This is a genomic window from Streptomyces sp. NPDC002886, assembly GCF_042888445.1.
Taxonomy (GTDB): domain Bacteria; phylum Actinomycetota; class Actinomycetes; order Streptomycetales; family Streptomycetaceae; genus Streptomyces.
The window spans coordinates 525,401-548,968 of sequence record NZ_JBIAPV010000001.1; the positions used below are offsets into that span (position 1 = coordinate 525,401).

The 23,568-nt window shown below is 71.1% G+C and carries 26 protein-coding genes; 6 read left to right on the top strand and 20 right to left on the bottom strand.

The genetic code is table 11. The features are described from left to right. Positions 1 to 15 precede the first annotated feature (15 nt). The gene (locus tag ACFYYB_RS02310; protein ID WP_389432759.1) at positions 16 to 1,329 is read left to right on the top strand and encodes a hypothetical protein; all 1,314 of its coding nucleotides are present in this window, start codon (positions 16 to 18) and stop codon (positions 1,327 to 1,329) included. 55 nt (positions 1,330 to 1,384) lie between these two features. On the opposite strand, the gene ACFYYB_RS02315 is transcribed toward ACFYYB_RS02310, so the two are convergent. The 3 genes from ACFYYB_RS02315 to ACFYYB_RS02325 all read right to left on the bottom strand — a co-directional run bounded on the left by ACFYYB_RS02315 (position 1,385) and on the right by ACFYYB_RS02325 (position 3,982). After that, positions 1,385 to 1,528 carry a hypothetical protein gene (locus tag ACFYYB_RS02315; protein WP_389432760.1) on the bottom strand — a complete coding sequence of 48 codons (144 nt, stop codon included), beginning with the start codon at positions 1,526 to 1,528 and terminating at the stop codon, positions 1,385 to 1,387. 133 nt (positions 1,529 to 1,661) lie between these two features. After that, positions 1,662 to 2,318 (bottom strand): fasciclin domain-containing protein, encoded by a 657-nt coding sequence (locus ACFYYB_RS02320; protein WP_389432761.1) that lies wholly within the window; start codon positions 2,316 to 2,318, stop codon positions 1,662 to 1,664. A gap of 86 nt (positions 2,319 to 2,404) precedes the next feature. After that, the gene (locus ACFYYB_RS02325) at positions 2,405 to 3,982 is read right to left on the bottom strand and encodes a molybdopterin-dependent oxidoreductase (RefSeq protein ID WP_389432762.1); all 1,578 of its coding nucleotides are present in this window, start codon (positions 3,980 to 3,982) and stop codon (positions 2,405 to 2,407) included. A 326-nt stretch (positions 3,983 to 4,308) separates the two neighbouring features. Between ACFYYB_RS02325 and ACFYYB_RS02330 the strand changes: the two genes are divergently transcribed. Next, entirely contained in the window at positions 4,309 to 5,040 is a 732-nt protein-coding gene (locus ACFYYB_RS02330) for an alpha/beta fold hydrolase (protein WP_389432763.1), read from the top strand. A 43-nt stretch (positions 5,041 to 5,083) separates the two neighbouring features. On the opposite strand, the gene ACFYYB_RS02335 is transcribed toward ACFYYB_RS02330, so the two are convergent. The 5 genes from ACFYYB_RS02335 to ACFYYB_RS02355 all read right to left on the bottom strand — a co-directional run bounded on the left by ACFYYB_RS02335 (position 5,084) and on the right by ACFYYB_RS02355 (position 8,475). Further along, positions 5,084 to 5,602 carry a hypothetical protein gene (locus ACFYYB_RS02335; RefSeq protein WP_389432764.1) on the bottom strand — a complete coding sequence of 173 codons (519 nt, stop codon included), beginning with the start codon at positions 5,600 to 5,602 and terminating at the stop codon, positions 5,084 to 5,086. Beyond that, positions 5,599 to 6,897 (bottom strand): molybdopterin-dependent oxidoreductase, encoded by a 1,299-nt coding sequence (locus ACFYYB_RS02340; RefSeq protein ID WP_389433447.1) that lies wholly within the window; start codon positions 6,895 to 6,897, stop codon positions 5,599 to 5,601. The genes ACFYYB_RS02335 and ACFYYB_RS02340 overlap by 4 nt, the downstream gene beginning before the upstream one ends. Positions 6,898 to 7,222: 325 nt before the next feature. Next, positions 7,223 to 7,477, bottom strand: a complete 255-nt coding sequence (locus tag ACFYYB_RS02345) for a hypothetical protein (RefSeq protein ID WP_389432765.1) — start codon at positions 7,475 to 7,477, stop codon at positions 7,223 to 7,225. Positions 7,478 to 7,532: 55 nt separating this feature from the next. Beyond that, positions 7,533 to 8,048: an STAS domain-containing protein gene (locus ACFYYB_RS02350; protein ID WP_389432766.1), complete on the bottom strand. Its 516-nt coding sequence runs from the start codon at positions 8,046 to 8,048 to the stop codon at positions 7,533 to 7,535. Next, positions 8,041 to 8,475 carry an ATP-binding protein gene (locus tag ACFYYB_RS02355; RefSeq protein ID WP_389432767.1) on the bottom strand — a complete coding sequence of 145 codons (435 nt, stop codon included), beginning with the start codon at positions 8,473 to 8,475 and terminating at the stop codon, positions 8,041 to 8,043. Before ACFYYB_RS02355 ends, ACFYYB_RS02350 begins: the two co-directional genes overlap by 8 nt. A 407-nt stretch (positions 8,476 to 8,882) precedes the next feature. Between ACFYYB_RS02355 and ACFYYB_RS02360 the strand changes: the two genes are divergently transcribed. The 4 genes from ACFYYB_RS02360 to ACFYYB_RS02375 are packed head-to-tail and all read left to right on the top strand — an operon-like array spanning position 8,883 to position 12,509. After that, the gene (locus tag ACFYYB_RS02360) at positions 8,883 to 10,472 is read left to right on the top strand and encodes a PP2C family protein-serine/threonine phosphatase (RefSeq protein WP_389432768.1); all 1,590 of its coding nucleotides are present in this window, start codon (positions 8,883 to 8,885) and stop codon (positions 10,470 to 10,472) included. Positions 10,473 to 10,480: 8 nt separating this feature from the next. Continuing rightward, positions 10,481 to 11,542, top strand: coding sequence for a B12-binding domain-containing protein (locus ACFYYB_RS02365; RefSeq protein ID WP_389432769.1), 1,062 nt, complete (start codon positions 10,481 to 10,483; stop codon positions 11,540 to 11,542). Further along, complete coding sequence (locus tag ACFYYB_RS02370; protein ID WP_389432770.1) at positions 11,539 to 11,976, top strand: STAS domain-containing protein; 438 nt, start codon at positions 11,539 to 11,541, stop codon at positions 11,974 to 11,976. The genes ACFYYB_RS02365 and ACFYYB_RS02370 overlap by 4 nt, the downstream gene beginning before the upstream one ends. 41 nt (positions 11,977 to 12,017) lie before the next feature. After that, positions 12,018 to 12,509, top strand: a complete 492-nt coding sequence (locus ACFYYB_RS02375; protein ID WP_389432771.1) for a MarR family transcriptional regulator — start codon at positions 12,018 to 12,020, stop codon at positions 12,507 to 12,509. A gap of 21 nt (positions 12,510 to 12,530) precedes the next feature. Here ACFYYB_RS02375 and ACFYYB_RS02380 read toward each other — a convergent pair whose 3' ends face one another. The 12 genes from ACFYYB_RS02380 to ACFYYB_RS02435 all read right to left on the bottom strand — a co-directional run bounded on the left by ACFYYB_RS02380 (position 12,531) and on the right by ACFYYB_RS02435 (position 23,551). Next, positions 12,531 to 12,848 carry an STAS domain-containing protein gene (locus ACFYYB_RS02380; protein WP_389432772.1) on the bottom strand — a complete coding sequence of 106 codons (318 nt, stop codon included), beginning with the start codon at positions 12,846 to 12,848 and terminating at the stop codon, positions 12,531 to 12,533. 471 nt (positions 12,849 to 13,319) lie between these two features. Beyond that, positions 13,320 to 13,760: a hypothetical protein gene (locus ACFYYB_RS02385; RefSeq protein ID WP_389432773.1), complete on the bottom strand. Its 441-nt coding sequence runs from the start codon at positions 13,758 to 13,760 to the stop codon at positions 13,320 to 13,322. Between the two features lie 216 nt (positions 13,761 to 13,976). Next, on the bottom strand, positions 13,977 to 14,774 hold the full coding sequence (locus tag ACFYYB_RS02390; protein WP_389432774.1) for a hypothetical protein: 798 nt from the start codon (positions 14,772 to 14,774) through the stop codon (positions 13,977 to 13,979). 66 nt (positions 14,775 to 14,840) lie between these two features. Then, entirely contained in the window at positions 14,841 to 15,383 is a 543-nt protein-coding gene (locus ACFYYB_RS02395; protein ID WP_389432775.1) for a hypothetical protein, read from the bottom strand. 27 nt (positions 15,384 to 15,410) lie between these two features. Beyond that, a complete protein-coding gene (locus ACFYYB_RS02400) occupies positions 15,411 to 15,974 on the bottom strand; it encodes a hypothetical protein (protein WP_389432776.1) in 564 nt (187 codons plus the stop codon). Between the two features lie 125 nt (positions 15,975 to 16,099). After that, positions 16,100 to 16,642 carry a hypothetical protein gene (locus ACFYYB_RS02405; protein ID WP_389432777.1) on the bottom strand — a complete coding sequence of 181 codons (543 nt, stop codon included), beginning with the start codon at positions 16,640 to 16,642 and terminating at the stop codon, positions 16,100 to 16,102. Beyond that, positions 16,639 to 17,916, bottom strand: a complete 1,278-nt coding sequence (locus ACFYYB_RS02410; RefSeq protein ID WP_389432778.1) for an MCE family protein — start codon at positions 17,914 to 17,916, stop codon at positions 16,639 to 16,641. Before ACFYYB_RS02410 ends, ACFYYB_RS02405 begins: the two co-directional genes overlap by 4 nt. Continuing rightward, positions 17,913 to 19,178, bottom strand: a complete 1,266-nt coding sequence (locus ACFYYB_RS02415) for an MCE family protein (RefSeq protein ID WP_389432779.1) — start codon at positions 19,176 to 19,178, stop codon at positions 17,913 to 17,915. The genes ACFYYB_RS02410 and ACFYYB_RS02415 overlap by 4 nt, the downstream gene beginning before the upstream one ends. Beyond that, positions 19,175 to 20,197 carry an MCE family protein gene (locus ACFYYB_RS02420; RefSeq protein ID WP_389432780.1) on the bottom strand — a complete coding sequence of 341 codons (1,023 nt, stop codon included), beginning with the start codon at positions 20,195 to 20,197 and terminating at the stop codon, positions 19,175 to 19,177. Before ACFYYB_RS02420 ends, ACFYYB_RS02415 begins: the two co-directional genes overlap by 4 nt. Continuing rightward, positions 20,194 to 21,249, bottom strand: a complete 1,056-nt coding sequence (locus tag ACFYYB_RS02425) for an MCE family protein (protein WP_389432781.1) — start codon at positions 21,247 to 21,249, stop codon at positions 20,194 to 20,196. Before ACFYYB_RS02425 ends, ACFYYB_RS02420 begins: the two co-directional genes overlap by 4 nt. Then, positions 21,246 to 22,301, bottom strand: a complete 1,056-nt coding sequence (locus ACFYYB_RS02430) for an MCE family protein (RefSeq protein ID WP_389432782.1) — start codon at positions 22,299 to 22,301, stop codon at positions 21,246 to 21,248. The genes ACFYYB_RS02425 and ACFYYB_RS02430 overlap by 4 nt, the downstream gene beginning before the upstream one ends. Continuing rightward, positions 22,298 to 23,551, bottom strand: a complete 1,254-nt coding sequence (locus ACFYYB_RS02435) for an MCE family protein (RefSeq protein ID WP_389432783.1) — start codon at positions 23,549 to 23,551, stop codon at positions 22,298 to 22,300. The genes ACFYYB_RS02430 and ACFYYB_RS02435 overlap by 4 nt, the downstream gene beginning before the upstream one ends. Positions 23,552 to 23,568 lie beyond the last annotated feature (17 nt).

Below are 23,568 nucleotides of genomic sequence, written 5' to 3' on the forward strand. Positions count from 1 at the left end.
AACGAGGGGGAGACGATGACCGACGACCGCAAGACGACCGTGCCCGTGTGGACGCTGGCGACCACTGATGTCCAAGTGCCGGGCTTGACCGCGGGCGACTCGATGACGGCGGAGCGCCTGGCTGAACTGCGCGGGGTGCTGGCCGTCCTGGCCGACCAGCCGATCGTCACGCTCGAGGTGCATCCGCTGCCCGCCACGATCGAGCGCGGCCGTGGCATCCCGCTCGACGCCGCGAGTCCTCTGGCGCAGCACCTGTCACAGTTCATCACGCAATCGGCGCGCAGTTCCCTGACGGTGGCCAGAGCGACCGGTTCCGGCGAGTGTCTGTATCGCATGGTGGTCCCGGCGAAGGTCGCCTCCCAGTTGGGGCAGGGCATCCTTCGCCCGATGGTGGCGAAGGGTGGTGCGGGCGGTGCCATCTTCGGTGACCTCGTGAACTCGACGGGCAAGATCGCCTCCAAAGTGACGTTCATGCCGGTCGGAGGAGCGGCAGCGGCGGGCACGGTCGGCGGCGCCGGTGCGACCGCCGGTGTCGCCGCCGCCGGAGGCACTGCGCTCGCCGTGGCCGCTCCGCTCGTGCTCATGGCCGTGGCGGTGGGAGTGAGCGCGCACGCCGACCAGAAGCGCCAGCAGGCCATCGAGCACATCACGAAACTGCTGGAGCAACTCCAGGAGGAGAAGCTCGACGACGAGCACAGCGAACTCGACGGCTGCCGCGATGCCATCGACAAGGCCACTGCCATTCTGCTCGACCAGGGCACGCTCGGCGTCTCGCTGGGAATCGACTCGGCGGTGCACGCCATCAACACGGCGCTGGGCAAGGCCGACCGCCGCCTTGCCCGATGGCAGAGCGCGCTGGACGGACTGCCCGAGGGCAAGGCCGTCGAACTCGGCACGTTGACCAAATCGTTCCCCGGCGTCGACGACCACGGCGGCGCGTTCCGCGCCCACCTCGAACTCGCCTCCCTGGCTGTCGCGCTGAAGCGTCGGGTGGTCGTCCTCCAGGCCGTCGACCACGCCCAGAGGGATGCCGGCAATCCGTTCGAGAACTTCACCCGCGCGCTCAAGCGCGATCAGCAGCGCCTCGACGAACTGGAGTCGGGCATCGCCGGTGTCCTGGTACGGCTGTCGGCACTGGAACTGGCACGCCCGAACGGTTTGCGACCGGTCTTCACGACCGGTGAAGTCGAGCGCCTGCTGAGCGCGGCCCACCGGATTCACCAGTTGGGTGACGGCGTCACGGTCAACAGCCGCACGACGGACGTGGCCATTGAGATCGCCCGTGCCAAGGACGGCTCGGTGGTCGTGTTCCCCGCGCTGCCCGCGTAGGCACGGGGCCCGCTCGGGGCGGCCGGCGGGGGCTGGTTTCGGAGCGGTGTCCGCGTCAGTGGGCGGACCCTCCGAATTCCGCGTGCTGCGGGTGAAAGGCGTACTCCGCCTCGTCCTGTGACGGCGGGGCCGGAAAGACGATCTGCCGTGCCTCCGCCCGGGCTTGCGCCAGGAGGTTCTCGAACTCTTCGTCGGTCATGGGGCTCACCTCGCAGAACTTCTACGTAGGTGATTCGTAGCGGGACCGCCGCAGGATTGGCCCGCCGACCCGCTGCGGGTCGGACCCCTCGGCAAGAGGTCCGACCCGTGACCACCCGGGCAGCGCGCGGGGGTTACTTGGGCATCAGGACGGTGTCGACGATGTAGACGTTGGCGTTGGCGGTCTTGACGTTGCCGCAGACCACGTTGGAGGTGTCGTTGACCTTGTAGGTCTCGCCCGAGCCGCTGGTGGTGAGCTTGGTCTTCTCCAGCGTGTCGAAGGAGCCGCTCTCCAGCTGCTTCGGGGTGAGCGGCTGGCCGACCACGTGGTACGTGAGGATCTTGGTGAGGGTGGCCTTGTCGGCGAGGACCTTGTCGAGGTCGGCCTTCGGGATCTTGGCGAAGGCGTCGTTGGTCGGCGCGAACACCGTGATGCCCTGGGCGTTGTTCAGGGTGTCGACGAGCCCGGCCTGCTTCACGGCCGCCACCAGGGTGGACAGCGCCGGGTTGTTGGAAGCCGCGGTGGCGACCGGGTCCTTGGCCATCCCGTCGAAGGAGCCTGCGCCATCGGCGGGAACCCCGGCGCAGGCCGGACCGAACGGCTTGTCCCCGGCCATCGACGCGTCCGGCGTCGCGGGCTGCGAGGCGGCGGGAACGTCGCTGCTCTTGTCCGCGGAGGATCCGGACGCGGAGTCGCTTCCGGAGTCGGAGCAGGCGGACAGGGCGAAGGGAAGAACGGCCGCGGCGGCGACGGCGAGAGCGGTACGACGGAAACGAAGCGTGCGGGACATGTGTGAACTCCATTTGGTGTGCGAAGAGTTGATCAGGAAGGAAAGGTCTTGGCTGCCGGTTGCTTCTCGGCAGGTCAGGGCGCGGGTCAACCCGCGGTGACGAACACGCTGTGCCAACCGCTGGCGCCGTCAGGGATGGTCCGGGTGCGTTCCTCGGTCTGGACCCGGCCGGTTCCGTCGGTGGCGCGGACGGTGAGGGTGTGGCCGCCGGGGGTGGTCGTCCACGGGTAGGACCACTGGCGCCAGGTATCGACGGTGGCCTGGGGGGCGAGATCCGCGTCCCGCCACGGGCCGTCGTCGATGCGGACTTCGACGCGCTGGATGCCGCGGTGCTGGGCCCAGGCGACGCCCGCGATGGTGACGGTCGCGCCGGTGGGCCGGGCGAAGGGTTTGGGGGTGTCGATGCGCGCCTGCGTCTTGATCGGCGCCTTGCGGGCCCACTTGCGCTTGACCCAGTACGCGTCGTAGGAGTCGAAGGTCGTGAGCTCGATGTCCTCGATCCACTTGCAGGCGGACACGTAGCCGTAGAGACCGGGGACGAGCATGCGGACGGGGAAGCCGTGCTCGAACGGCAGCGGCTCGCCGTTCATGGCCACGGCAAGGATCGCGTCGCGTCCGTCCATGACCTCCTCGACGGGCGAGCCCAGCGTCATTCCGTCCACCGAGCGGGCGATCAGCTGGTCGGCCTTGCCGCCCTTGGAGGGCGGTGTGACTCCGCACTCACGCAGCAGGTCGTCCAGGCGTACGCCGAGCCAGCGAGCGTGTCCGATGTAGGGGCCGCCGACCTCGTTGGACACGCAGGTCAAGGTGATGTCCCGCTCGATGAGGGGACGGTCCAAGAGGTCCTGGAAAGTATAGGTGCGGGAACGGGTGACGCCCTTTCCGTGGACGCGGAGCCGCCAGGTGTCGCTGTCGATCCTGGGGACGACCAGAGCGGTGTCCACGCGGTAGAAGTCCCCGTTGGGGGTGGTGAAGGGGCTGATGCCCTGCGCCTTCAGCTGGACTCCCCTCGGGAGGGGCGGCGCCGGGGAGGAGGGGGCGGGCAGCTTGACGGCGGACCGGGAGGCGACGGCGCCCTGGGCGCGCCGGCCGGTCAGGGTACGGCCCAGGGCGCCCGCGCCGGTCGCGGCGACGGCTGTGACGGACGCGGCGATGAGGAAGCCGCGCCGCGACCAGCCATCGGTGCCGGCCTCATCGCCAGGTGTGGAGGCGAGCTTTCCGGCGAGGAGGTAAAGGACGGCGGCTCCCGAGACGGCGCCCGCCATCGAAGGCAGGACGTCTCCGATTCCTCCCGTGTCGGGGCGGCTCAACGCGGCGACCGCGCCGATGAGACCGAAGAGGAGGACCCCGGCCGCTCCGGTGCGCCGGTGGCGCAGGGAGAGGATCCCGAGGACGACGCCGAGGAGTCCGAGGGCGGCGAGGATGCCCAGCTGGAGGACCAGCTTGTCGTTCTCGCCGAAGGTGCGGATCGCGAAGTCCTTCACGGCGGCGGGCGTCCTGTCGATGGCGGCGCCGCCGACCACCGTCACCGGTCCGGCCTGCGGCCGCACCACGGATGCCACGACCTCTGCCACCGCCAGGGCCGTGTACCCGGCCAGGAGGCCGGACACGGCGCCCAGTGCGCCACGGAAGAGGGACTTGCGGAAGGTGCTCACACCCTCCATTCGCTGTGCTCCGTCCGGCGGATTGGTCCCTTCTCCGAGGAGTCGCTCTCGCTGGGATGGAACGGGCGCTGCGGGCGGCGGTTTCGACCGCCACCGCGGCCGCGTTGTCCGCGGAGAGCCAATCCGCACACGCGCCCGCGACGAAGGAGGTGCGAGAGCACCAGCGGACAGGGCCGGCTCGGCCGGGCCGGCCACCCCCGGAACCCGGTACGCGCGGGACCACCGGTCATGACGGGCGTCGACCGCCCCGGAGGCGCCGCATACGCTTCCCGGACCAGCGGCGTCCTTCCCCGGCCGCCCCTTCGACGCGGAACGGCAGGTCGGGCGTGAACCTCCTGGGCCACACCTCGCAAGACAGCACGGCGGCCCTGGTCCCGGTCTTCGGTCACCGCCTGCCGCAGGAAGCCACTGCGGCGGTACTCCTCCTGCACGGGGGCCGCGCGGACGGCCTCGGGCCACCATCACGTGTCAACCTGCCCGGACTGCGGATGCGGCCCTTCGGCGCGGCGCTGCTCCGCGACGGGTTCCACGACGATGTCCTCGTCGCCCACGTCCGCTACCGGTACCGCGGATGGAACGGACCGAACGCGCACCCGGTCGCCGACGTACGGCAGGCACTGGACGAACTGCGCGCACTCACCGGTCCCGTTCCGGTCGTCCTCGTCGGGCACTCCATGGGGGGCCGGGCGGCACTGCGGGCTGCGGCGGACCCACAGGTCAAGGGGGTCGTCGCCCTGGCCCCCTGGTGCCCGGCCGGCGAGCCCACCGCCCATCTGCACGGTCGCACCGTCATCGCCCTGCACGACGGGGCCGATCGTGTCACCGGGGCGGCCGACACGTGGTCCTACCTCACGCACGCCCAGTCGGCCGGAGCCAGGGTCCTGGGCATCGCAATGCCCCGCGGCGGCCATTCGATGATCCGGGACGCCCGCCGGTGGCACCGCATCGCCACCGAAGCCACCCGCGCGGTCCTCGGAGACACCGTGCTCGCGTCAGGGGGTTCGTGGACCGGCAGCCCCCGCCCGGCCCGGGACCTCCCCGCCGCCCTGTTGTGGTGACGCCCGCGATCCGCGCCGTACGGATGGGTGCGGGGCGCCGCGTTCACTCGGGACGGGGAGAACCGCCCGCTCGTGGTCGCGGGCGCAGCCAGGTCCGTACGAGGAGGACGACCGCCGATCCGAGGAACAGGGCGGCGGTGATGAGGAGCCAGCGGGCGAGGAACCCGTCGGCGGGCAGCGCGGTGTAGGCGGTGTAGTGGCCGCCCTTCCGCAGGATCAGCGGCCACCACACCAGGAACAGCACACCCGAGACGAAGGCCGGGACCCGCAGGTGGTTCACGCCTGCTTTCGGCGTGGCCGCGTCGGTCGCGCCGCGGCCCCGGAAGAGTCGCTGGGCGGCGCGGTCGGTGAGCGAGTAGGCGGGCAGCAGGACCATGTCGTGGAGGACGGCCGCTCCGACGAACCAGATGACGACGCCCATGGTGTCGCCCTTGAGGAGACGGACGCCGGCGTAGAGGGTCAGGGCGAAGCAGGCCAGGGTGAGCAGGAGGTGCAGCGGGGAGGCTCCGTAGCGCCTGCGGAACGCGGAAGCCGTGGCCGTGCTCTTGGGTGGGGTGCTCATTCCGGTTCTCCGAAGGTGAGGCGGGTGACCCACTTCGTGTTGTGCACGCCGGGGGCCGCCGGGATGATCACGCGGGCCGGGTAGCCGTGGTCCGGCGACAAGTCGGCGCCGTTCACGCGCATCGCGAGGAGCGAGCGGTCATCGCGCGCCTGGTTGGCGGCCAGGACCACCGAGGAGAAGGACCCGCCCCGCTGGGCCGATTCCACCAGGACCTGCGGGGTGTCGGTGCCGAGCCCCACGAGAGCGGCCAGATCGGTGAGGCGGACACCGGACCACCGCTGGTCGGGGGTCGACCAGCCTTCGACGCACGCGATCGGCAGATCCGCCTCCCGTTGGGGCAGCGCCAGCAGCATGTCTCGGGTCAGTACCTCCTGGCGGCCGCCACCGCGGACGGTCAGTCGCCAGGCGGGGCCGATGTCGCTGGGGCGGATCCCGCTGGAGGCCGCCGTCTTGTTGATCTGGAAGCCGTTCGGTCCGGTGCCGGGGTCGCGGCCGTGCGGGGCCAGCAGCGCGGTCTTGCGCCACCAGCCTCCGATGCTCTGGCCGGCCGTGACCGCCAGGAGGGCCAGCGAGCCGGCTCCCACCATCGCGAGCGCTCCGCGTCGGGAGATCGTCGGGGGTGCCGGGTTCGGGGAGACCAGACCGGCGGCCTCCGGCGATTCGGGTGCGGGCTGCCGGGCCCCGCCGGCCCGCACCGCCCGGACGGCGCGCGGCAGCCGGAAGGAGACATGGACGACGAACGCCGCCATGAACACCCAGGAGCCGTAGAAGTGCAGCACGTAGAAGGAGCCGGGGAAGAGGTAGTCCAGCTGGATGTTGAGGATCCCGGTGGCGAACGTGAACCCGGCTCCGCCCACCAGTAGGAGCAGCGACAGCCGTTCCAGGCCGTGGGCGGCCGACCGGACCGGTGGCCACTCGAACAGCTTCGGGATGACCGACCACAGCTTCGCGAGGAGCACCGGGACCAGGACCACGCCGAGGACGGTGTGCACCCCCTGGGTCAACCGGTACAGCCAGTACGGCGAGGTCGGCCAGGTGAACAGGTAGAAGCACAGCAGGCCCTTGTCCGGCGTCTGGTCGTTGCGGGCGGCGAGGTCGGGGTTGTACGCCGCGTACGACAGCAGGCCCGTCACGAACAGGATCACGACGCCGGCCAGCAGGAGGAGTCCGAACACACCGGTCAGCCACGGCCCTCGCAGAGGACTGCGCCAGAACCCCGGACGGGCCGGGCCCGGCGGCGGGCCCGCGGCGCGCGCCCGGTCCGCCGTCTCCCGCACCCGTCTGGAGAGCGGGATGCGCACAGCAGGGCCGGGCTTCGCCGACGCGGACTGCCGCGCACCGTCGGGCTGGTCGGTTTCACCGCTTGCGGTCACCTGGTACGACTCCCCGCGCTCCCGGCTCATCGGGCATGAGCCTCCGGGAGAACATCCCGCGCCGGCGCCCGTCACCGGCCGGTGACACGCAGGAGCAATCCTTACGGCGCACCGACCCGCCGACGCCGGGCCGTCCCCTTGGCCGAACAAGCCGGTGAGCGCGGTGTCGGACATGTCGGGCTCGGGGGGAACAGGCTTCCACGGAGGCGCCAGGAGGACCCGTGCGCGCCGCGCGGAGTGCCGATGTTCAGGGGGTGTCCCCCTCCCAGAGGAAGGGGCCTCCGGGATCGGCTTCGGAGGGCCTGTACAGAGATCGGCCGCCGGGTCCGAAGAGACCTCGATCGGTGATCAGGAGCGCTCCTACCGCGCGTTGCCGCGGGGACAGGTCGGTGACGTCGTAGAGCTGGCCGTCGAGGGGGCCGCCGAGCAGGTTCACGTACAGGCGTCCGGGCAACGGGGCGGCCCACCGGCCGTCGTCGCCGCAATACACTCTCGCGTCCATTGTGGTCACCTCACGCGCCTGCCCTCTCCAGGGCCCCGCAAGCGGGTGAACTGGCTCACCCACCCCAGGCGAGGGCCGCTTCGATGCTGTCGGTGACGTGGAACAGGGCGCGGGCTTGGGTGAGCTCCAGGACGCGTGCGAGGGAATGGGGCAGCGGGCCGATGAGGACCAGAGGGCGGCTCCGCCGGAGGCGGAACATCTCGTTGAGCATGGAGGAGTCGGCGAAGGTGACGCCGCTGATGTCCAGGATGATGCGCCGGATGTCCGGATCGGTGATGGCGGCGGTGCCGGCCTCTTGAACGGCCCGCAGGGTCCGCTGGTCGAACTCACCGGCGCAGACGATGACGCGCGCCCCGTCGTTGCGGTCCGGGAGCGCCAGGACTCGCTGCGCTCCTGGTGCTCTTTCGTCGGCGTCGGGCCTGGGGCGGCCGCCGGCGAGGAGTCCGGCCTGGTTGAGTGCGTGGACGATGAGCCAGGCGAGGTCGTCGGGGTTCGGAGGGTCGGGGTGAACCGCGGCGAGGTACGCAGCAATTCTTGTTGCGACTACTTTTGCTGTTTCTGCATCACTCATGCGTGCCTGTCTGCTGCTTTTCGGCTGTCCCGAACGCCCCGTACGTCGCGTCCGTGCTCTTCAAACGCTGGGTGGCGGTGATGGTTTTCCCACCGCCCGGGAGGGGGGTGATGTCGACGCGTTCGGCAAGGAGCTGGATGAGGGGCCATCCGTAGCCACCAGGACGGCCGTAGGCCGTGGGATGGGACCAGGGGTGGTCGGGGTTCGCGTCGCTGACGGCCAGGTGGAGGGCGTCGTCGGTGATGGCGGCGTGGAAGTGGGTGACGCCGCCGCCGTGGCGGATGGCATTGGTGACGAGCTCCGAGGTGATCAGGAGAGCGTCGGTGGCAGGGACGCTGTCGGGGCTGATGCCCGCGCCCGTGAGGAGCTCGGTGACCCGGTGGCGGGCGGAAGCCGCCGTGGCAACAGCCGGCTGTGCACCGTTCATGGTGTGCTCCGGACGGGGGGTGTTGTCGGCTGCCGCAGACGGGTTCATGCCGCTATCACCTGCCCTTGATGTCGGAGGTCATGCGCCGCGATGCCGGAGGTCATGCGCCGCGCCGATCTGGTTCGGCTGCGGGTGAAGGTAGTCGGCATTTCCTCGCGTCCTGGACGCTGTCCGCCCATCGGGATGCAGGCCTGAGGTTGGTGACCTCGAAGCGGTGAGGGACCGTGCGGTGCGGGAGGCGCAGTTGCGAGGAGGGCGACGGATAGAGGATGGTTGCCGGAAGGCAAGTAACTTTCTCCGAGACTATGAGGTGAGGGGTTCGCGCAGCGGGCCTCAACGATTTGGTGATTCCCACCCAGGAAGCGGCCCCTTCGGTGCGCGCACCGTGGAGTGAGGCCCCCTACCCCGTGCTTGTGGCAGACGACCAGGCAAACCTGGTCCTGGTCAACGAGGTTGCCGGTCTGCTATTCCCTCAGGCCCGCGCAGGGACGCCGATCGCGGGGACCGTGCCCGCGTGGCTGTCCGAAGCCCACACCCGCCGTCTCGCCCCTGCACCTGCCCGGGCTTCGGTGGCTGAAGCCGGCGCTCTGGTGCAGGGGCCGGTCGGCGACCGTTCGTATGAGGCGCATCCCACATGCCCCGGTGACGGGACGGTGGTGTGGTGGCTCGTCGACGACACCGACCACCGTCTGGCCCGCGAGGCCTTGCGCATGGAGCGGCAGCGCACCGCCTTCCTGGGGGAAGCGTCGAATGTGCTGCTGTCTTCGCTGAATCTGGAACGGTGCATGGACGTCACGGCGCAGATGGCCGCGGAACACCTGGCCGACGCGGCTGTGGTCATCGCGCCGTCACGCGCCCGTGAACTGCCCATCGTGTCCTGTGTCCGCGGCGGGATGCCGACGGCGTCGCGGGTTGCCGCACAGCCCGAGGCCGTACCGGGGCTGGCGGAAGCGCTCCAGGGATTCCCGCCCGTCCCCTCGCGCTGGATCGACCCGTCCACCGCCCCGGAGTGGCTGGTCCCGGAGGAGTTCGGCACGGTCGGGTCGATAGTGATCACACCACTGCCCGGCCACGGCGTCCCCGCCGGAGCGCTGGTCCTGCTGCGCCGCGCCGGCCGTAGCGGATTCACCGAGGGCGAGGAGGTATTCGCCGGTCTCTTCGCCGCCCGAGCGGGCGCCGCCATGTCGGCCGCGCGCCTGTACGCGGAGCAGGCGTCGATCAGCGAGACGCTGATGCGCGAACTGCTTCCGCCATCGCTGCATCAGGTGGCGGGGGTCGAGTACGCGGGCGGCTACCGGCCCTCCCTGGACCATGAGCGGATCGGCGGGGACTTCTACGACGTTCATCCCGCCGCCGTGGCGGGCGACGCGTCGCTGGTCGTCCTTGGCGACGTCTGCGGCAAGGGCCTGGAAGCCGCCGTGATGACGGGAAAGATCCGCAACACCCTGCACGCGCTGCTGCCCATGGCCCATGATCACCCGCGGATGCTGAACCTGCTGAACACCGCGCTCCTGAGCACGCACAACGCGCGCTTCGCGACCCTGGTCCTGGCCTCGGCGGTCCGCGAGGGCGGCTCCGTCAAGCTGCGGCTGACCAGCGCCGGCCATCCCGCTCCCCTGATCCTGCGCGTCGACGGAACCGTGGAGGAGGCCGCGACCTACGGCACGCTGGTCGGAGCGCTACCGACCGTGACCGCCGAGACGGCGGAGGTGACGCTCGCCCCGGGCGAGACCTGCGTGCTCTATACCGACGGGATCACCGAGGCACGAGGCGGACCGCTGGGTGGGGCCATGTTCGGTGACGCGCGGCTGCAGCGGGTGCTCGGGGAGTGCGCGGGGATGCCGGCGGAAGCGGTGGTGGAGCGGGTACAGATGCTCGCCTCCGAATGGGTCGGCGGCGGCCGTCACGACGACATGGCCGTCGTGGCGATCTCCGCGCCCCGAACCAACCACCTCAGTGCCGTAAACGGGCACACGAGGGGCAGGTTCACGGCGTGACAACCCCTATGACAAGCACGGAACCCGTGACCGCACGGCTTTGGAACGCGGCCTTGGCCGGCGACGAGCGGGCCGCGGTCACCGCTGTCCTCCATGCCCTGGACGAAGGAGCCGCACCGCAGGACCTCTTCCTGAACGTGATCGCCCGGGTGCAGGGCCGTATCGGTGAGCAATGGGCCGCCAACCGGATCAGCGTCGCGCAGGAGCACGCCGCCACCGCGATCAACGAGCGTGCCGTAGCCGTCGTCGCCGAACATCCTGCCGCCCGTACGGAGATCTCGCGTGGGCGGGTCGTGGTGGCGTGCGTGGACGGGGAGTGGCACGGGCTGCCGGCACGGCTCGTAGCCGAGGTCCTCAAGCTGCGGGGCTGGCAGGTGGACTACCTCGGCGCCCACGTGCCCACCCCGCATCTCGTCGCGCACATCCACCGCACCGGGCCGGACGTCGTCGCCCTGTCCAGTTCGATCCCCACCCGGCTGCCGACCGCGCACGCGACGATCACCGCATGTCAGGCTGCCGGGGCTCCGGTTCTCGTGGGAGGAGCCGCGTTCGGGCCGGACGGCGAGTACGCCCGGCTGCTGGGTGCGGACGCGTGGACGCCGGACGCCCGTGCGGCCGCCGATCTTCTCGAGAGCCGGCCCCTGCCGCGTCCCCGGCCCGACCACCAGCCCATCGATGACCTGCCGCACCTGGTCGACCAGGAGTACACCCTCGTCACCCGCAGCCGACCGCAGCTCGTACGGACGGTCTTCACCGCCCTGGAGAGCAGATTTCCGGCGATGCGCGGCTACAGCGAGGCGCAGCGGGAACGCACGGCCGAGGACTTGGCCCACATCGTGGAGTTCCTCGGTGCCGCCCTCTACACCGGCGACGCCGAGCTGTTCTCCCGCTTCCTGCTGTGGACGGCGGGCATCCTCGAAGCCCGCAGCGTCCCGGCGCAGAGTCTGCCGCCGGCGCTGGACGTACTCGCGGCTGAGCTGAAGGACTTCCCCCGCGCCACCGACATGCTCCGCCTCGCCCTCACGCGCCTGACCGATAGCCCTCTCACCGTTGGCGGAGCCGCCGGATGATCCCCGTACCCGGGCCACTGCGCCTCACCCGCACCGATACGGCCGACGCCGTGCGCATCGAGCTGCACGGCGACTTCGACTACCTGGATGCCGACCGCCTCCTGGACTCCGTTTCCGCGGTCCTGGCCGGCCCGGGCACCCTGCGTGATCTGCACCTGGACTGCACGGACATGGCCGGCGTCGACTCCAGCGGGCTGGCGGTCCTGCTGATGATCCGCCGGCGCACGGACGCCGCGGGCGTACGCTTGCACCTCGACGGACGGCCGACGGCGCTGGAGCGGATCCTGCAGGTCACCGGCACGCTCGACTACCTCACCAACCCACACGCCATCAATCGGTCGGCGGGCTCGACGGCCTCGACGGCCGAGAGAGTGTCCGCCGGTTCGCAGGAAGCCATAAAGTCCCGCTCCAGCGGGCAGGACCCCAGCACTTGACCGGCACCGGTGGGCGGGCCGCTCGCACGGAGGGAACGCACATGCCTGTACCGGCCTTCGGGCCCAGCGGCATCGACCCGGACGCCGCACGCTCGGTCGGCGACATCGCCGAACTCCTCGACGTCGTCTACGAGAACGCCCGCCAGGCCACTGCGGCAGCACCGGTCTCCACCACGCAGCTGCGCCTGATGTTCCTGCTCGACCGCCGGCCCGGGATCCGCATGAGCGCCCTGGCCCAGCTTCTCGGCGCCGCCGCCCCCTCCGTAACCCGGCTCTGCGACCGGCTGGAGGCCGCCGGATTCCTACGCCGGCATCCCTGCCCCGGCGACGGCCGCGAGCTCACCCCCCGGCTCACCCCGGCCGGCGAACTACACCTCGCCCAGATACGAGAGAAGCGCCGGCAGACGCTCGCCCAGGCCCTCGACACCATGAGCGCCGATAACCGGCACGCACTCGCCACAGGACTCGCGGCACTCCAGCTGGGCATCACCGCGGCCACAGGCTCCCTCGAGCAGGACGACCCCGCCACCTGAGCACGTGTCCCTGCGACCGAGCTAGAGGGTGAGCGCCGCCTCGACGCTGTCGACGATGGTGAAGAGCTGATCGGCCGAGGTGAGCTCGAGGAGCCGGGCCATCTGGGGGTTCAGGGGGCCCGCCAGGACCATGGGACGGCCGGTGCGCCACAGGCGGATCAACTCGTTGAGCATGGAGGAGTCAACGAACGTGATCCTGCTGACGTCCAGCACGATCGTGCGCACCGGGTCGGCGAGGGCGCCCGCGACCGCCTGCCGAAGAGGTTCGAGGGTGTCCTGGTCGAACTCGCCCGTGCAGGTGATCACGCGGACACCGTCGATGTCCGGTGAGACCGTCACGCACGGTTCCATGGGGGCCTCCTCTTGCCGGGTTGTCGGGGGGCCGAGGGATACGGCCCATCGCGTAGGCGGGGGTGATCGCCGGCTTCGGGACGGCCGGACAACTTCTCTGCGTACGGAGGGGCCCTGGTGCCTGTGCACCAGGGCCCCGACTGCTCGCGGCGGCCCCTGATCACTGCGGGCCGCCCGGTCCGGCCATCAGCCCCGTCGCCGTCTTCCAACAACCCTGGCTTCGACACTCCATGACCGCACCGCACTGCTGCACTGCGACTGCCTGAACTTCGCTTACCGCTGCCCGGCGGTTCGTCCCTGCCGGGCCTTTCGGTCTCTCTGGGCTACGAGAGAAACCATAACCACGCCACAGCGCAATGTCTACTCCGACCAACACAGATTTACAGGTGCCCGTTCCTCAGATATTCGGGTGCCGCCGGGTTCGACAGCTACGGACGGGAGGGTGTCGGGCGGCCAGGGCTAGCGGGGCTCGCCGTGCCCGCCGAACCATTTGGTGCGCCGGCGACCCGCGGCCGGGACGGCCGTCGGGGTGGGGCGGTCCTCGCCGAGTGCTTGGGCGTTCTGCGCGCGGGCGGCGTCACGCTGCTCGATCAGGTCCTCGCGTTCTCGGTCCACGACCGCGCTCTCCCGCTTCGAGGCGAGGGAGGCTTCGTGGCGGGCGAGGCGGTTGCGGCGGGAGGCCCGGCGGGCCGCCGCCAGGACGAGGGCAAGGCCCAGGACGGCGACCGCTCCGACAGCGATGCCGTAGAGGAACAGCGCACCGGTCGAGCTGGTGACGTGGTAGCCGAAGACGGAGAAGTCATTGGTGAGCTCGTGGGCACTGCCGAGATTCGCCATGACCCCTGCCACGGCGAAGATCAGGGCAGCGATCAAAAGGATGAGACCGAGGATGAGGATCATGGAGCACTCCCTGCTCCGCACTGCCACGTGCGAATGAGCCGCGACCGGCGGAAGCCCGCCGTTCCAGACAGCGTCTGCCCTACGACGACAGCGCCAAGCATCCCGGCCCCGGCGTAACCGGCGGCCCCCTGTGTCTCCGCCCCGTTGTTCCAGCGGCCGGCGTACAGCGAACCGCACAGGACCACGCCGTCGTGGCCTCGCCCGGCGCACCTCCGGTCAGCGACCGAAGGTGTCGATCCCCTCCACGAGCCAGTGCCCGTCTCGGTCCACCAGGTCCAGGGCGAACATCGCTCCCGCATAGACGCCCTGGTCCTGAGAGCTCCGTCCCTCGGCTCCCGCCGTACTGACGCTGCTCTGATCCGCGTAGACCAGGACGCGCGCCCGGTCGCCGTCGATGCGCTCGACGGCACTGTCCGTGAGCGTCGTCGTGATCACTGTCTTCTGCTTCTCCGCCTGGGCGAGAACATCGTTGAACAGCGCCCGGTGCTGGGTGACGGCCTTGCCGGTGAGCAAGGTCTTCGCCGCGCTCTCGAAGGCGGCGGGCCGCGCGTGGTCGTAGGAGAAGAGGGAGGCGACGGCACTGGCGGCCTGGCCCTTGATCTCGCTGGTACGGGCGACGTCGGTGAGCGCGGTGTTCGCCCGTACGGGATCGTCCCTCAGCGCCGCTGCCCGGCTCTGGGCGTATCCGGCGCCGGAGCCGAGGAGGACGGTGAGGGCGCAGAGGACGAGGAGGGGGACGAGGCGTTTCCCTCCGCCCCCGCGCGTGCGGGCGGCCGTACCGGCCGCTTCGTCCGGCTCGGGCGTCTCCTGCCGCTTCGCGTCGGCGGCCCCGCTCGTCGGTGTCCGCGTCCGCGTCGGCGAGGATGCGGGCCGATGGCCCACGGGTGGGCGGGAGGCGCCGTCCAGGGGCTCCTGTGAGCCGGTGGCGTCGGCCGGGCGCACGGCGGGGACGGTCTGGTTGCCGACGGTCCGGCGGCGGCGCTGGCGGTTGATGAGGTGGCGGGTCGTCGACATCGTGCCTGTCCTTCTCGGGTGCGGGCGGCTCTCGGCTGCGGCGTGCTCTCGCGGTACGGCGGCCGGTCAGCCGGTCGCCGTACCACCCACGGGGGCCTGACCCAGCGCGCTGAGCTTCCAGTGGGTTCCGGTGCGGCTCAGTTCGCCGAGCATGCGGCTGTCCTTCTCGCTGCTCTTGTCGTCAGCCGCCTTCACGGTGATCCGCAGGGCGACCAGCACCTTGGCCCGCCCCGCGCGGTCGTCCAACTCGGTGACGGCGCCGGACAGCACCCGGGCGGTGGTCACCGTCTTCGCCGCCTTGACCTGTTGCGCGAACTCGACACGCCCTTTGACGAGTTGGTCGTGCAGGTCGCCGGTCGTGGACGACTCCCACAGATCCAGGCCCTGGTCCACCTTGGTGTGGTCGAGGGTGTTGAGGTTCTGCACGGCCTGTTCCGCCGCCGCGAGCGCCCGGTCGCGCTGGACGGCGTACGCGGCGGACTCGTCGTGGCTCGCCCCGTACCAGTCCTGGGCCGCCCACGCGGCGATTCCGCCCGCGACCAGGGTGAGGGCGAGGGCGACGGCCAGGATCGGCCGGGTGCCCACGAGGGCGCGGACCGCGAGTTTCATGGGGTGTTCCCGTCTCCCGCTCATCTCTCAGCGGGTCTTGATGTCGACGATCTGCCAACGGTTCTCTTGGAACTGGGCGGTGACGGTCAGCTGGGCCGCGGCCGAGGTCGTGGCGCCCCCGTCCCGCTGTGAGGTCTGGTCGAGGAGGACCAGGAGGCGCGCGGTGTCCCCGTCGAGTTCGATCACCCCGGTGCGGACGGCCCTCGTGTTCAGGGTGATCTTCTGCGTCTCCAGGTTGGCGCGGAGCTGGGCGAACAGGTCGCCGTACTGCCGGGCCGCCTTCCCCCCGAGCACCGTCCGCGCCGATCGCGCGGTGGCGTCGGCGCCGGTGGGGGTGTACGAGAAGATCCTGGCGAGGCCGTCGCCGACCTCGCCGCTCACTCGCTCGGTGGTCGCGGTGTCGGTGAGGGCGCGGTTCTGGGCGGACGAGGTCGCGCGCAGTCGGTGGGCGCCGTGGAAGAAGGCTCCGCCGCCCAGGAGCAGGAGGACGACGGCCGCCGCGACGGCCGGGGTGCGCCACCGGCCGGCCGGGCGGAGGCGGGAGTCCCGCGCCTCCGGTGCGCCGTCGGCACCAGCCGTGGTGTCCCGCACGGCCGGTCCCTCCGTCTCTGCCGGCCCCTCCGTCTCTGCGGGTCCCTCCGTCTCCGCCGGCCCCTCCGTCTCCGTCGGCCCCACCATCTCCGCAGGCACGTTCCTCGTCTTGCGCCGCAGCAGCGTCACCGTGCCTCGCCTTCCGCGCCGGCCGTGGCGGAAGCGGTGGCGCCCGCGCCCGCCACCGGTACGGCGCTCAGTGCCTTGACCTTCCAGGTGTCGCCGCCCGTACGCTCCAGGACAGCTTCGAGACGCTTGCGGTCGCTCGTCGCCTTCGAGGTGCCCTGGGGCGTGACGTCGACGCGGATCGTCGCGATCAGCTTCGCCGTACCCGCCCGGGGGTCCAGCGCGGTCACGGCCGCTTCCGTGACGGTGGCACGGGCCGAGGCACCCACCACCGGCCGGGTGGCGCCCAGTTCGGTGAGCAGCGGCCCGGTGGAGGCGTCGCGCCACGCCTCGATGCCGGCCTCCGCGTGCTCCCGCGTGGACGCGTCCAGGGTGTTGAGCACCGTGAGGTGATCGCGGCCCTGGGCGAGGACCTCGTCCCGCGCCCGGCCGAAGGCGAGAGCCTCGTCGGTGCGGGCCTGTGCGTAGGTCCAGGCACCGGTCCCGCAGAAGGCGAGCGCCCCTGCCAGGGCCGCGCCCGCGAAGACGCGCGCTCGCTTCATCGGCCGCTCCCGGCGCCGAGGCCGAGCAGCCCGGCCAGGTCCGTGGGGCCACCGGCCTGGCCCGGCAGGGCGAGTGCGCCGGGCAGGGGCTGCGCGGCCGGTGCGGTGGCGGAGCCGGCGCTGCCCGAGGGCAGGGAGCCCGGTTTGGCCGGGGTGGGGACGGGGCCGCCCTGGGGGGCGTTCGCGGAGCCGCGCACGTTCCTCCCGGACGAGGCCGGGCTGGTGCAGGAGGCTCCGGTGTTGAGGGCGGGTGCGGTACCGAGGTCCAGGCCGTTGCGGTAGCGGGTGCCGCCGTAGCCGGAGGTGCAGGGCAGGGGCTTGAAGAAGGTGACGGCCATGCCGAGGTTCATCCGTCCTCCGTCGACGGTGGTGGCGCCCGCGGAGACGGCCGCGGGGAACTTCACGAGCAGTTCCTCCAGGCCGCGCTGCCGGGTGACGGCGATCTCCGAGGTGGTGAGGAGGTTGGCCAGGACCACGCCGAGGCTGGGGTCGAGGTCGCGCAGGAGGCCGCTGATCTGGGTGGCCGCGTCCGGCGTGACGGCGAGCAGGCGGCGGACATCGCTGTCGGATCCCTTGAGGGTGACGGCGAGTTCGCGTGCGCCGGTGGCGAAGTCCCTGATGGCCCGGGCTTCCTCCGCCTGGGTGCGCAGGACGACCTCGCCGTCGTTGATGAGGCGGGTGGTCGCGGGCAGGGAGCGGTCGGCGGCCTGCACGAACGCGCTGCCGCTGTCGATCAGGGCCTGGAGGTCGTCGCCGTGGCCTTCGAAGGTCTTGCCCAGCTCGTCGACGACCGTGCGCAGCGAGTCGAGCGGAACGGACCGGGTGAGGTCGTTCATGCTGGCCAGGAGGTCGGTGACGGGTGCGGGGACCTCTGTGTCGGCCTGGTCGATACGGGCGCCCTCCCTGAGATACGGGCCCTGGTCGCTGCGGGGCCGCAGGTCGATGTACTGCTCGCCGACGGCGGACAGTCCGGCGACGACGGCCTGGGCGTCGGCGGGGACGCGGGCGGCCGCCTTCTTGATGTGCAGCCGGGCCACGACCCCGTCGGCGGTGAGGTCGATGGCGCCGACGCGTCCTACGGATACGCCCCGGTAGGTGACGTCCGAGTGGGGAAACAGGCCCCCGGTCCGGGAGAGGTGGACGTCGACGGTGTAGTAGTCGGCGACGCCGATGTAGCGGCCGAGGTCGGCGTAGCGGATGCCGAGGAGACCGAGGACGAGGACGGAGATGACGAGGAACGCGAGGTTCTTCAGTCGTACGGCGAGGGTGATCACCGGGTCTTCCCTCCGTCCTTCGCTCCGTCGGTGGTGCTCCGCGCGCTCGGGGAGGACGAGGCTCCCGGCGGTTCGAAGGTCTGGACGGGCGGCAGCGGCAGCGGTGAGGGCGGCTTCGTGGAACCGCGGCCGGACGCGCCCCCGCGGCCGGTGGTGCCCGGATCGGTGGGAGGGGTGGGGGTCGGCGTCGGGCCGGGCGTGGCCCGCGGGACGAGCGGCGGGATCACCTGCGTGCCCGGTTCGGCGGCGATGTGCAGGTAGGTGTTGAGGTAGTCGCCCTTGATGCCCCGCATCACCTCGTCGGTGAAGGGGTACGTCAGCAGCGCCTGGAGGGAGTCGGGCAGGTCGGCGCCGGCGTCGGCGAGTGCTTGCAGGGTCGGCGCCAGTGCCTTGAGGTCAGCGACCATGTCGTCCTTGCCCGCGTTGATGGTGGAGACGGCGACGCCGGACAGCGTGTCGAGGGCGCGCAGCATGGTCAGGAGCGAACCCCTCTGGTTCTCCAGGGTCTTGAGGCCCGGCGAGAGGCCGGTGATGACCTTCCCCACGTCCTCCTTGCGCCCGGCCAGGGTGGTGGAGAGCCGGTTGACCCCGTCGAGGGCCTGGGTGATGTCGTCCCGGTGCGCGTCGAGTTCGCTCACCAGGGTGTTGACCCGCTCCAGCATGGAGCGGACCTCGGGCTCGCGTCCGCCCAGCGCGGCGTTCAGCTCCTTGGTGATGGTCTTCAGCTGGTTGACCCCACCGCCGTTGAGCAGCAGGGACAGGGCGCCGAAGACCTCCTCGACCTCGGTGTCGCGGCTGGTGCGGGCGAGCGGGATCGTACTGCCGTTGGTGAGGCGCGCACCGCCCGCGTCTTTGGCGGGGGCGGTGAGTTCGATGAACTTCTCGCCGAGCAGGCTGGACTGCTGGAGGCGGGCGCCCGCGTCGGCGGGCAGCCGGATGTCCCCGTTGATCTTCATGGTGACGCGCGCCGTCCAGTCGCCGGTCCCGAGGCGGATCTCGGTGACGCGGCCGACGGCGACGTCGTTGACCTTGACGGCGGACTGCGGGACGAGGCTGAGGACGTCGGCGAGTTCGGCGGTGACCGTGTACGGGTGGGAGCCGAGGTCCGCGCCGCCGGGCAGCGGCAGGTCCTCGATGCCGTCGAAGCGGGGCAGGTCGGCGGGGAGCATGGTCACGGTGAGGACCACGACCGCGCCCAGGGCGACGATCCCGGCGATGCCCGCCCCGGCGGCCTTTCCGGTGAGGGGTCCGCGGCGCTTCATCGACCCCCCTTCCCGGCGGCCGAGGAGCCGCCCGCCACGGGCAGGGGGAGCAGCGGTCCGCCCATGCTGATCTCGTTGAGGTTGGCCCGGCCGTCGAGGGTGCGGGTGTCCTTGTTGTACGCGCCCACCACGTTGGACGCCGCGAGCGGGGCCACGTCGAGTGCCTCGGCGAGGGAGGCCCGCTGGTCGACGAGGGTCTGGGTCAGGGGGACCAGCCGGTCGACGTTCTGCTTCAGCTCGCCCCGGTTGTTCTCGATGAAGGTCTTGACCTGGGCGAGGGCCGTGCCGAGTTCGGTGAGGGCGCCCGCGAGGTCGTCCTTGTTGTCGGCGAAGAACGTCACCACGTCGTCGAGGCGTTCCTGGGCGGTGCGGACGTCGCCGTCCTTGTCCTTGAGCATGGTCGTGAACGTCTGGAGCTGGCCGAGCGTGGCGAACAGGTCGTCGCTGCTGCCGTCGAGGGTCTTGGCCGCCTTGCCGAACTCCTGGATGGACGTGCCGATCGCGTCGCCGTTGCCGCGCAGGTTCTTCGCGCCGGTGTCGATCAGGCCGGCCAGGGCTCCGCCCGCATTGGCGCCGTCGGGGCCGAGGGCCTGGCCGAGGTCGGTGATCGAGGCGTACAGCTGGTCGATCTCGACGGGGGTCCGGTTGCGGGACGCGGCGAGGTGGGCTCCGTTGGCGAGGGCGGGGCCCGAGGCGTAGGCCGGGGTGAGTTGGACGTACCGGTCCGCGACGATGCTGGGGGCGACGATGACGGCCCGCGCGTCGGCCGCGACGCGTACGCCGTCGTCGATGTGGAGTCGGACGCGTACCCGGGTGCCCTCGGGCTCCACGGACTCGACCTCGCCGACGCGCACCCCGAGGATGCGCAGGTCCGAGCCGGCGTAGATGCCGACGGCGCGGTCGAAATAGGCCGTGACACGGGAGCCGTCGGAGCCGAGGGCGCGGACGGCGACGAGGCCGCAGGCCGCGAGCACCACCATGGCGAGCCCGATGACGAGGGGTCTTCTGAGTTCGGTCATCGGGCACCGCTTCCCTTCGCCGCCGCCGGCGACGTCTGCTGCGGCGGTTGGCATCCGGTCTTGGGCTGTGACGCCTCGGGCAGGTAGTTGCGCGGCACGACTCCGCACAGGTAGCTGTCGAACCAGTGGCCGTTGCCCAGGGTGTTGCCGACGAGCCGGTAGTACGGGCCGACGAGGGCGAGGGTCTTGTCGAGCTGGCCGCTGTTCTTCTCCAGGACCTCGGTGACGCGGCTGAGGGCCTTCAGGGTGGGGCCGAGTTGGCGGTCGTTGTCGGCGACGATGCCGCTGAGCTGCGTGCCCAGCTCACGGCTGCCCTTGAGCAGGGCGCGGATGGCGTCGCGCCGGTCCTTCAACTCTCCGAGCAGTGAACCGCCGTCCTCGATGAGGGTCTCGAAGCTTGACTTCTTGCCCTCCAGGGTTTTGGTGAACGTCCGGCTCCCCTTAAGGAGTTGGGACAGTTGGGCGTCACGGCTGGAGACGGACTTGGAGAGTTCGGACAGGCCGGTGGCGGCGCTGCGCACGCTCGGCGGCGAGTTCTTGAAGGTGGCGGAGATCGTCTCGAAGCTTTCGGCGAGCTTCTTGGTGTCGATGGCGTCGACGGTGCCGCTCAGGTCCTGGAACGCCTGGGTCACGTCGTACGGGGACGTGGTGCGCGTCGACGGGATGCGGCTGCCGGGGTCCTGACGTTCGGCGCCCAGTGGGTCGAGGGCCAGGTACTTCTCGCCGAGCAGGGTCTTGATGGCGATGGCGGCGGTGGAGCGGTCACCGACCCAGGCGTCGCCGACCCCGAAGGTCACCTTCACCTTGGGTCCGTCGAGGGCGACGCCGGTGACCGAACCGACCTTGACGCCGGCGATGCGCACCTCGTCGCCGGTGGCGAGTCCGGCGGCCTCGGTGAAGTCGGCGCTGTAGGTCGTGCCCGCGCCGGAGAACGGCAGGCGGTCCAGGTTGTAGGCGAGGACGGCCGTCATGACGAGCACGACGAGTCCGACGACGGCCACCGTGACGGGGTTGCGGTCCTTGACGGGGGTGAACCGGGGCGGGCGGCTCATCCGCGGCACCTCGATTCGGTCACGATGATGCCGGTCGGCGGCTTGGAGCCGTCGGAGGTGCTCACACCGCTCACGCGGGCCTCGCAGAGGTAGAGGTTGAACCAGGACCCGTACGAGGACAGCCGTGCCAGGGCGGCCATCTTGGCCGGTGTCCTTTCGAGGAAGTCCTCGATCTGCGGCGTGTGGTCGCCGAGGGTGTTCGAGAGGCGGCCCAGTTCGCCGATGCTCCGCTTGAGGGGGGCCCGCCCGTCCTGGAGGAGTCCCGCGGTCACGGTGGTGAGGTCACCCATCGCCTGGACGGCCTCACCGAGCGGCTTGCGGTCGTCGTTGAAGCCCGTGACGAGCTTCTGGAGGGTGACGACGAGATCGCCGAAGGCGGCCTCGCGGGTGTTGAGCGTGTCCAGGACGGTGTTGAGGTTCGTGACCACCTGGCCGATCACCTGGTCCTTGGCGGCGACGGTGCGGGTGAGTGACCCGATGTGCCGAAGGAGGCTGTCGACGGTGCCGCCCTCGCCCTGGAGGACCTGTACGAGCGACTCGGCGAGGTCGTTGATGTCAGTCGGCGACAGGCCCTCGAAGAGCGGCTTGAACCCGTTGAAGAGGAGCGTCATGTCGAGAGCGGGCGTCGTGCGGTCCAGCGGGATGGTGGAGCCGGGCGGCAGGGCGGAGCCCACGTCGCCGCTGCCCCGGTCGAGGGCGACGTAGCGCTGCCCGACCATGTTGAGGTATTTCACCGCGGCGGTCGCCGAGACGGGCAGCGTGCGGTCCTCGCGGATGCGGAAGGTGACCTGGGCGGTGCGCCGGTCGACGACGCGGACGTCCGTCACCTCGCCGACCTTCACGCCCGAGATCCGTACGCTGTCCCCGTCGATGAGCCCGGTGACGTCGGTGAACAGCGCCTTGTACGAGCGCGTACCCGAGTCCACTCCGGTGTTGGCGATGCTGAGCGCGAGCACGGTCGTGGCGAGGGCCGTGACCAGGACGAAGATCAGGGACTTGATCACCGGGCCGGTCAGGGGGCGCCGTCGGGTGTGTGCGAGGTCGTCCCTCACTTGAGGACCACCTCCGCTCCGCGGTACGCGGGTCCGGCCAGCAGGCTGCTCCAGTCGGGCAGGTCGCCTGGCCGCTTGTCGGCGGCGGGCGCGAGGAGTTCGTTCAGGATGTCGTTCTCCTGCGCGGAGTTGGCGGGACCGAGGTCCTGGTCGGCCGCCGCCGTGGCCCGCGCGGCGGGTGCCACCGGGACACCGAGGTAGGGCACGGGGTAGCAGTGCGGACCGCCGCCCGAGGTGTACGAGGGGGTGTCGCGACCGGGTGCGTAGGCCCCCCGCGAGGGCACGGTGACCACGTTGACGTGCAGCCCGGGCCGGTCGGTGCCCTTGCCGAGGGCCTTGTCCATGGCCGGTACGAATTCGGCGAGGGTGCGCAGGGTGCAGGGGAACGACGAGGAGTATTCGGCGAGCAGTTCCAGGGTCGGCCTGCCGGTGGCGGCGAGCCGGATGATGTTGTCCTTGTTCTGGCGCAGGAAGGTGGTGATGTCCTGGGCGGTCCGGGTGGTGGCCCCGAAGGTGGCGGCCAGCTCGCTCTCCTTCTCGGCGAGCGTGCCGCTGGTGGTGGTGAAGTCGGTGAGGGCCGTGACGATGTCCGGGGCCGCGTCCGCGTACACGTTGCTGACCTTGACGAGTTCCTTGAGGTCCCGGTTGAGCGCGGGCAGTTCGGGGTTGAACTTCTGCAGGTGCGCGTCGAGTTGGGCGAGGGTGTCGCCGAGCTTGGCGCCGCGCCCTTCGAGTGCCCGGGAGACGGCGGACAGGGTGGCGGAGAGCTTCTGCGGCTGGACGGCGGTGAGCATGGGCAGCACGTTGTCCAGGACCTGCTGGAGTTCCACCGCGCTGCTGGAGCGGTCCTCGGGGATGACGGCGCCGGCGCCGATCGGTTCGGACGAGGGCGACGCCGGCGGTACGAGCGCCACGAACCGTTCCCCGAACAGGGTTGTCGGCAGCATCTGGGCGCGCACGTCGGCGGGAACCTCGTGGAGGGTGTCGGGATCCATCGCGAGGGTGAGCCGGGCTCCCGTGCCGGTGGCGGCGATGGAGCGGACCTCGCCGATGACGACGCCGCGCATCTTCACCTCGGCCCCCGGGTGCATCTCGTTGCCGACGCTGCCCGTCTCGATGGTGATCGGGGTGCTGTCGGTGAACTGCTTGTCGTAGACGGCGATCGCCAGCCAGACCAGGAGGGCGGGGACGAGCAAGAAGACGAGGCCGGCGGTGCGGCGGCGCAGGGTCGTGACTCGTGGGCTGCTCATCACGCGTGGGCTGCTCA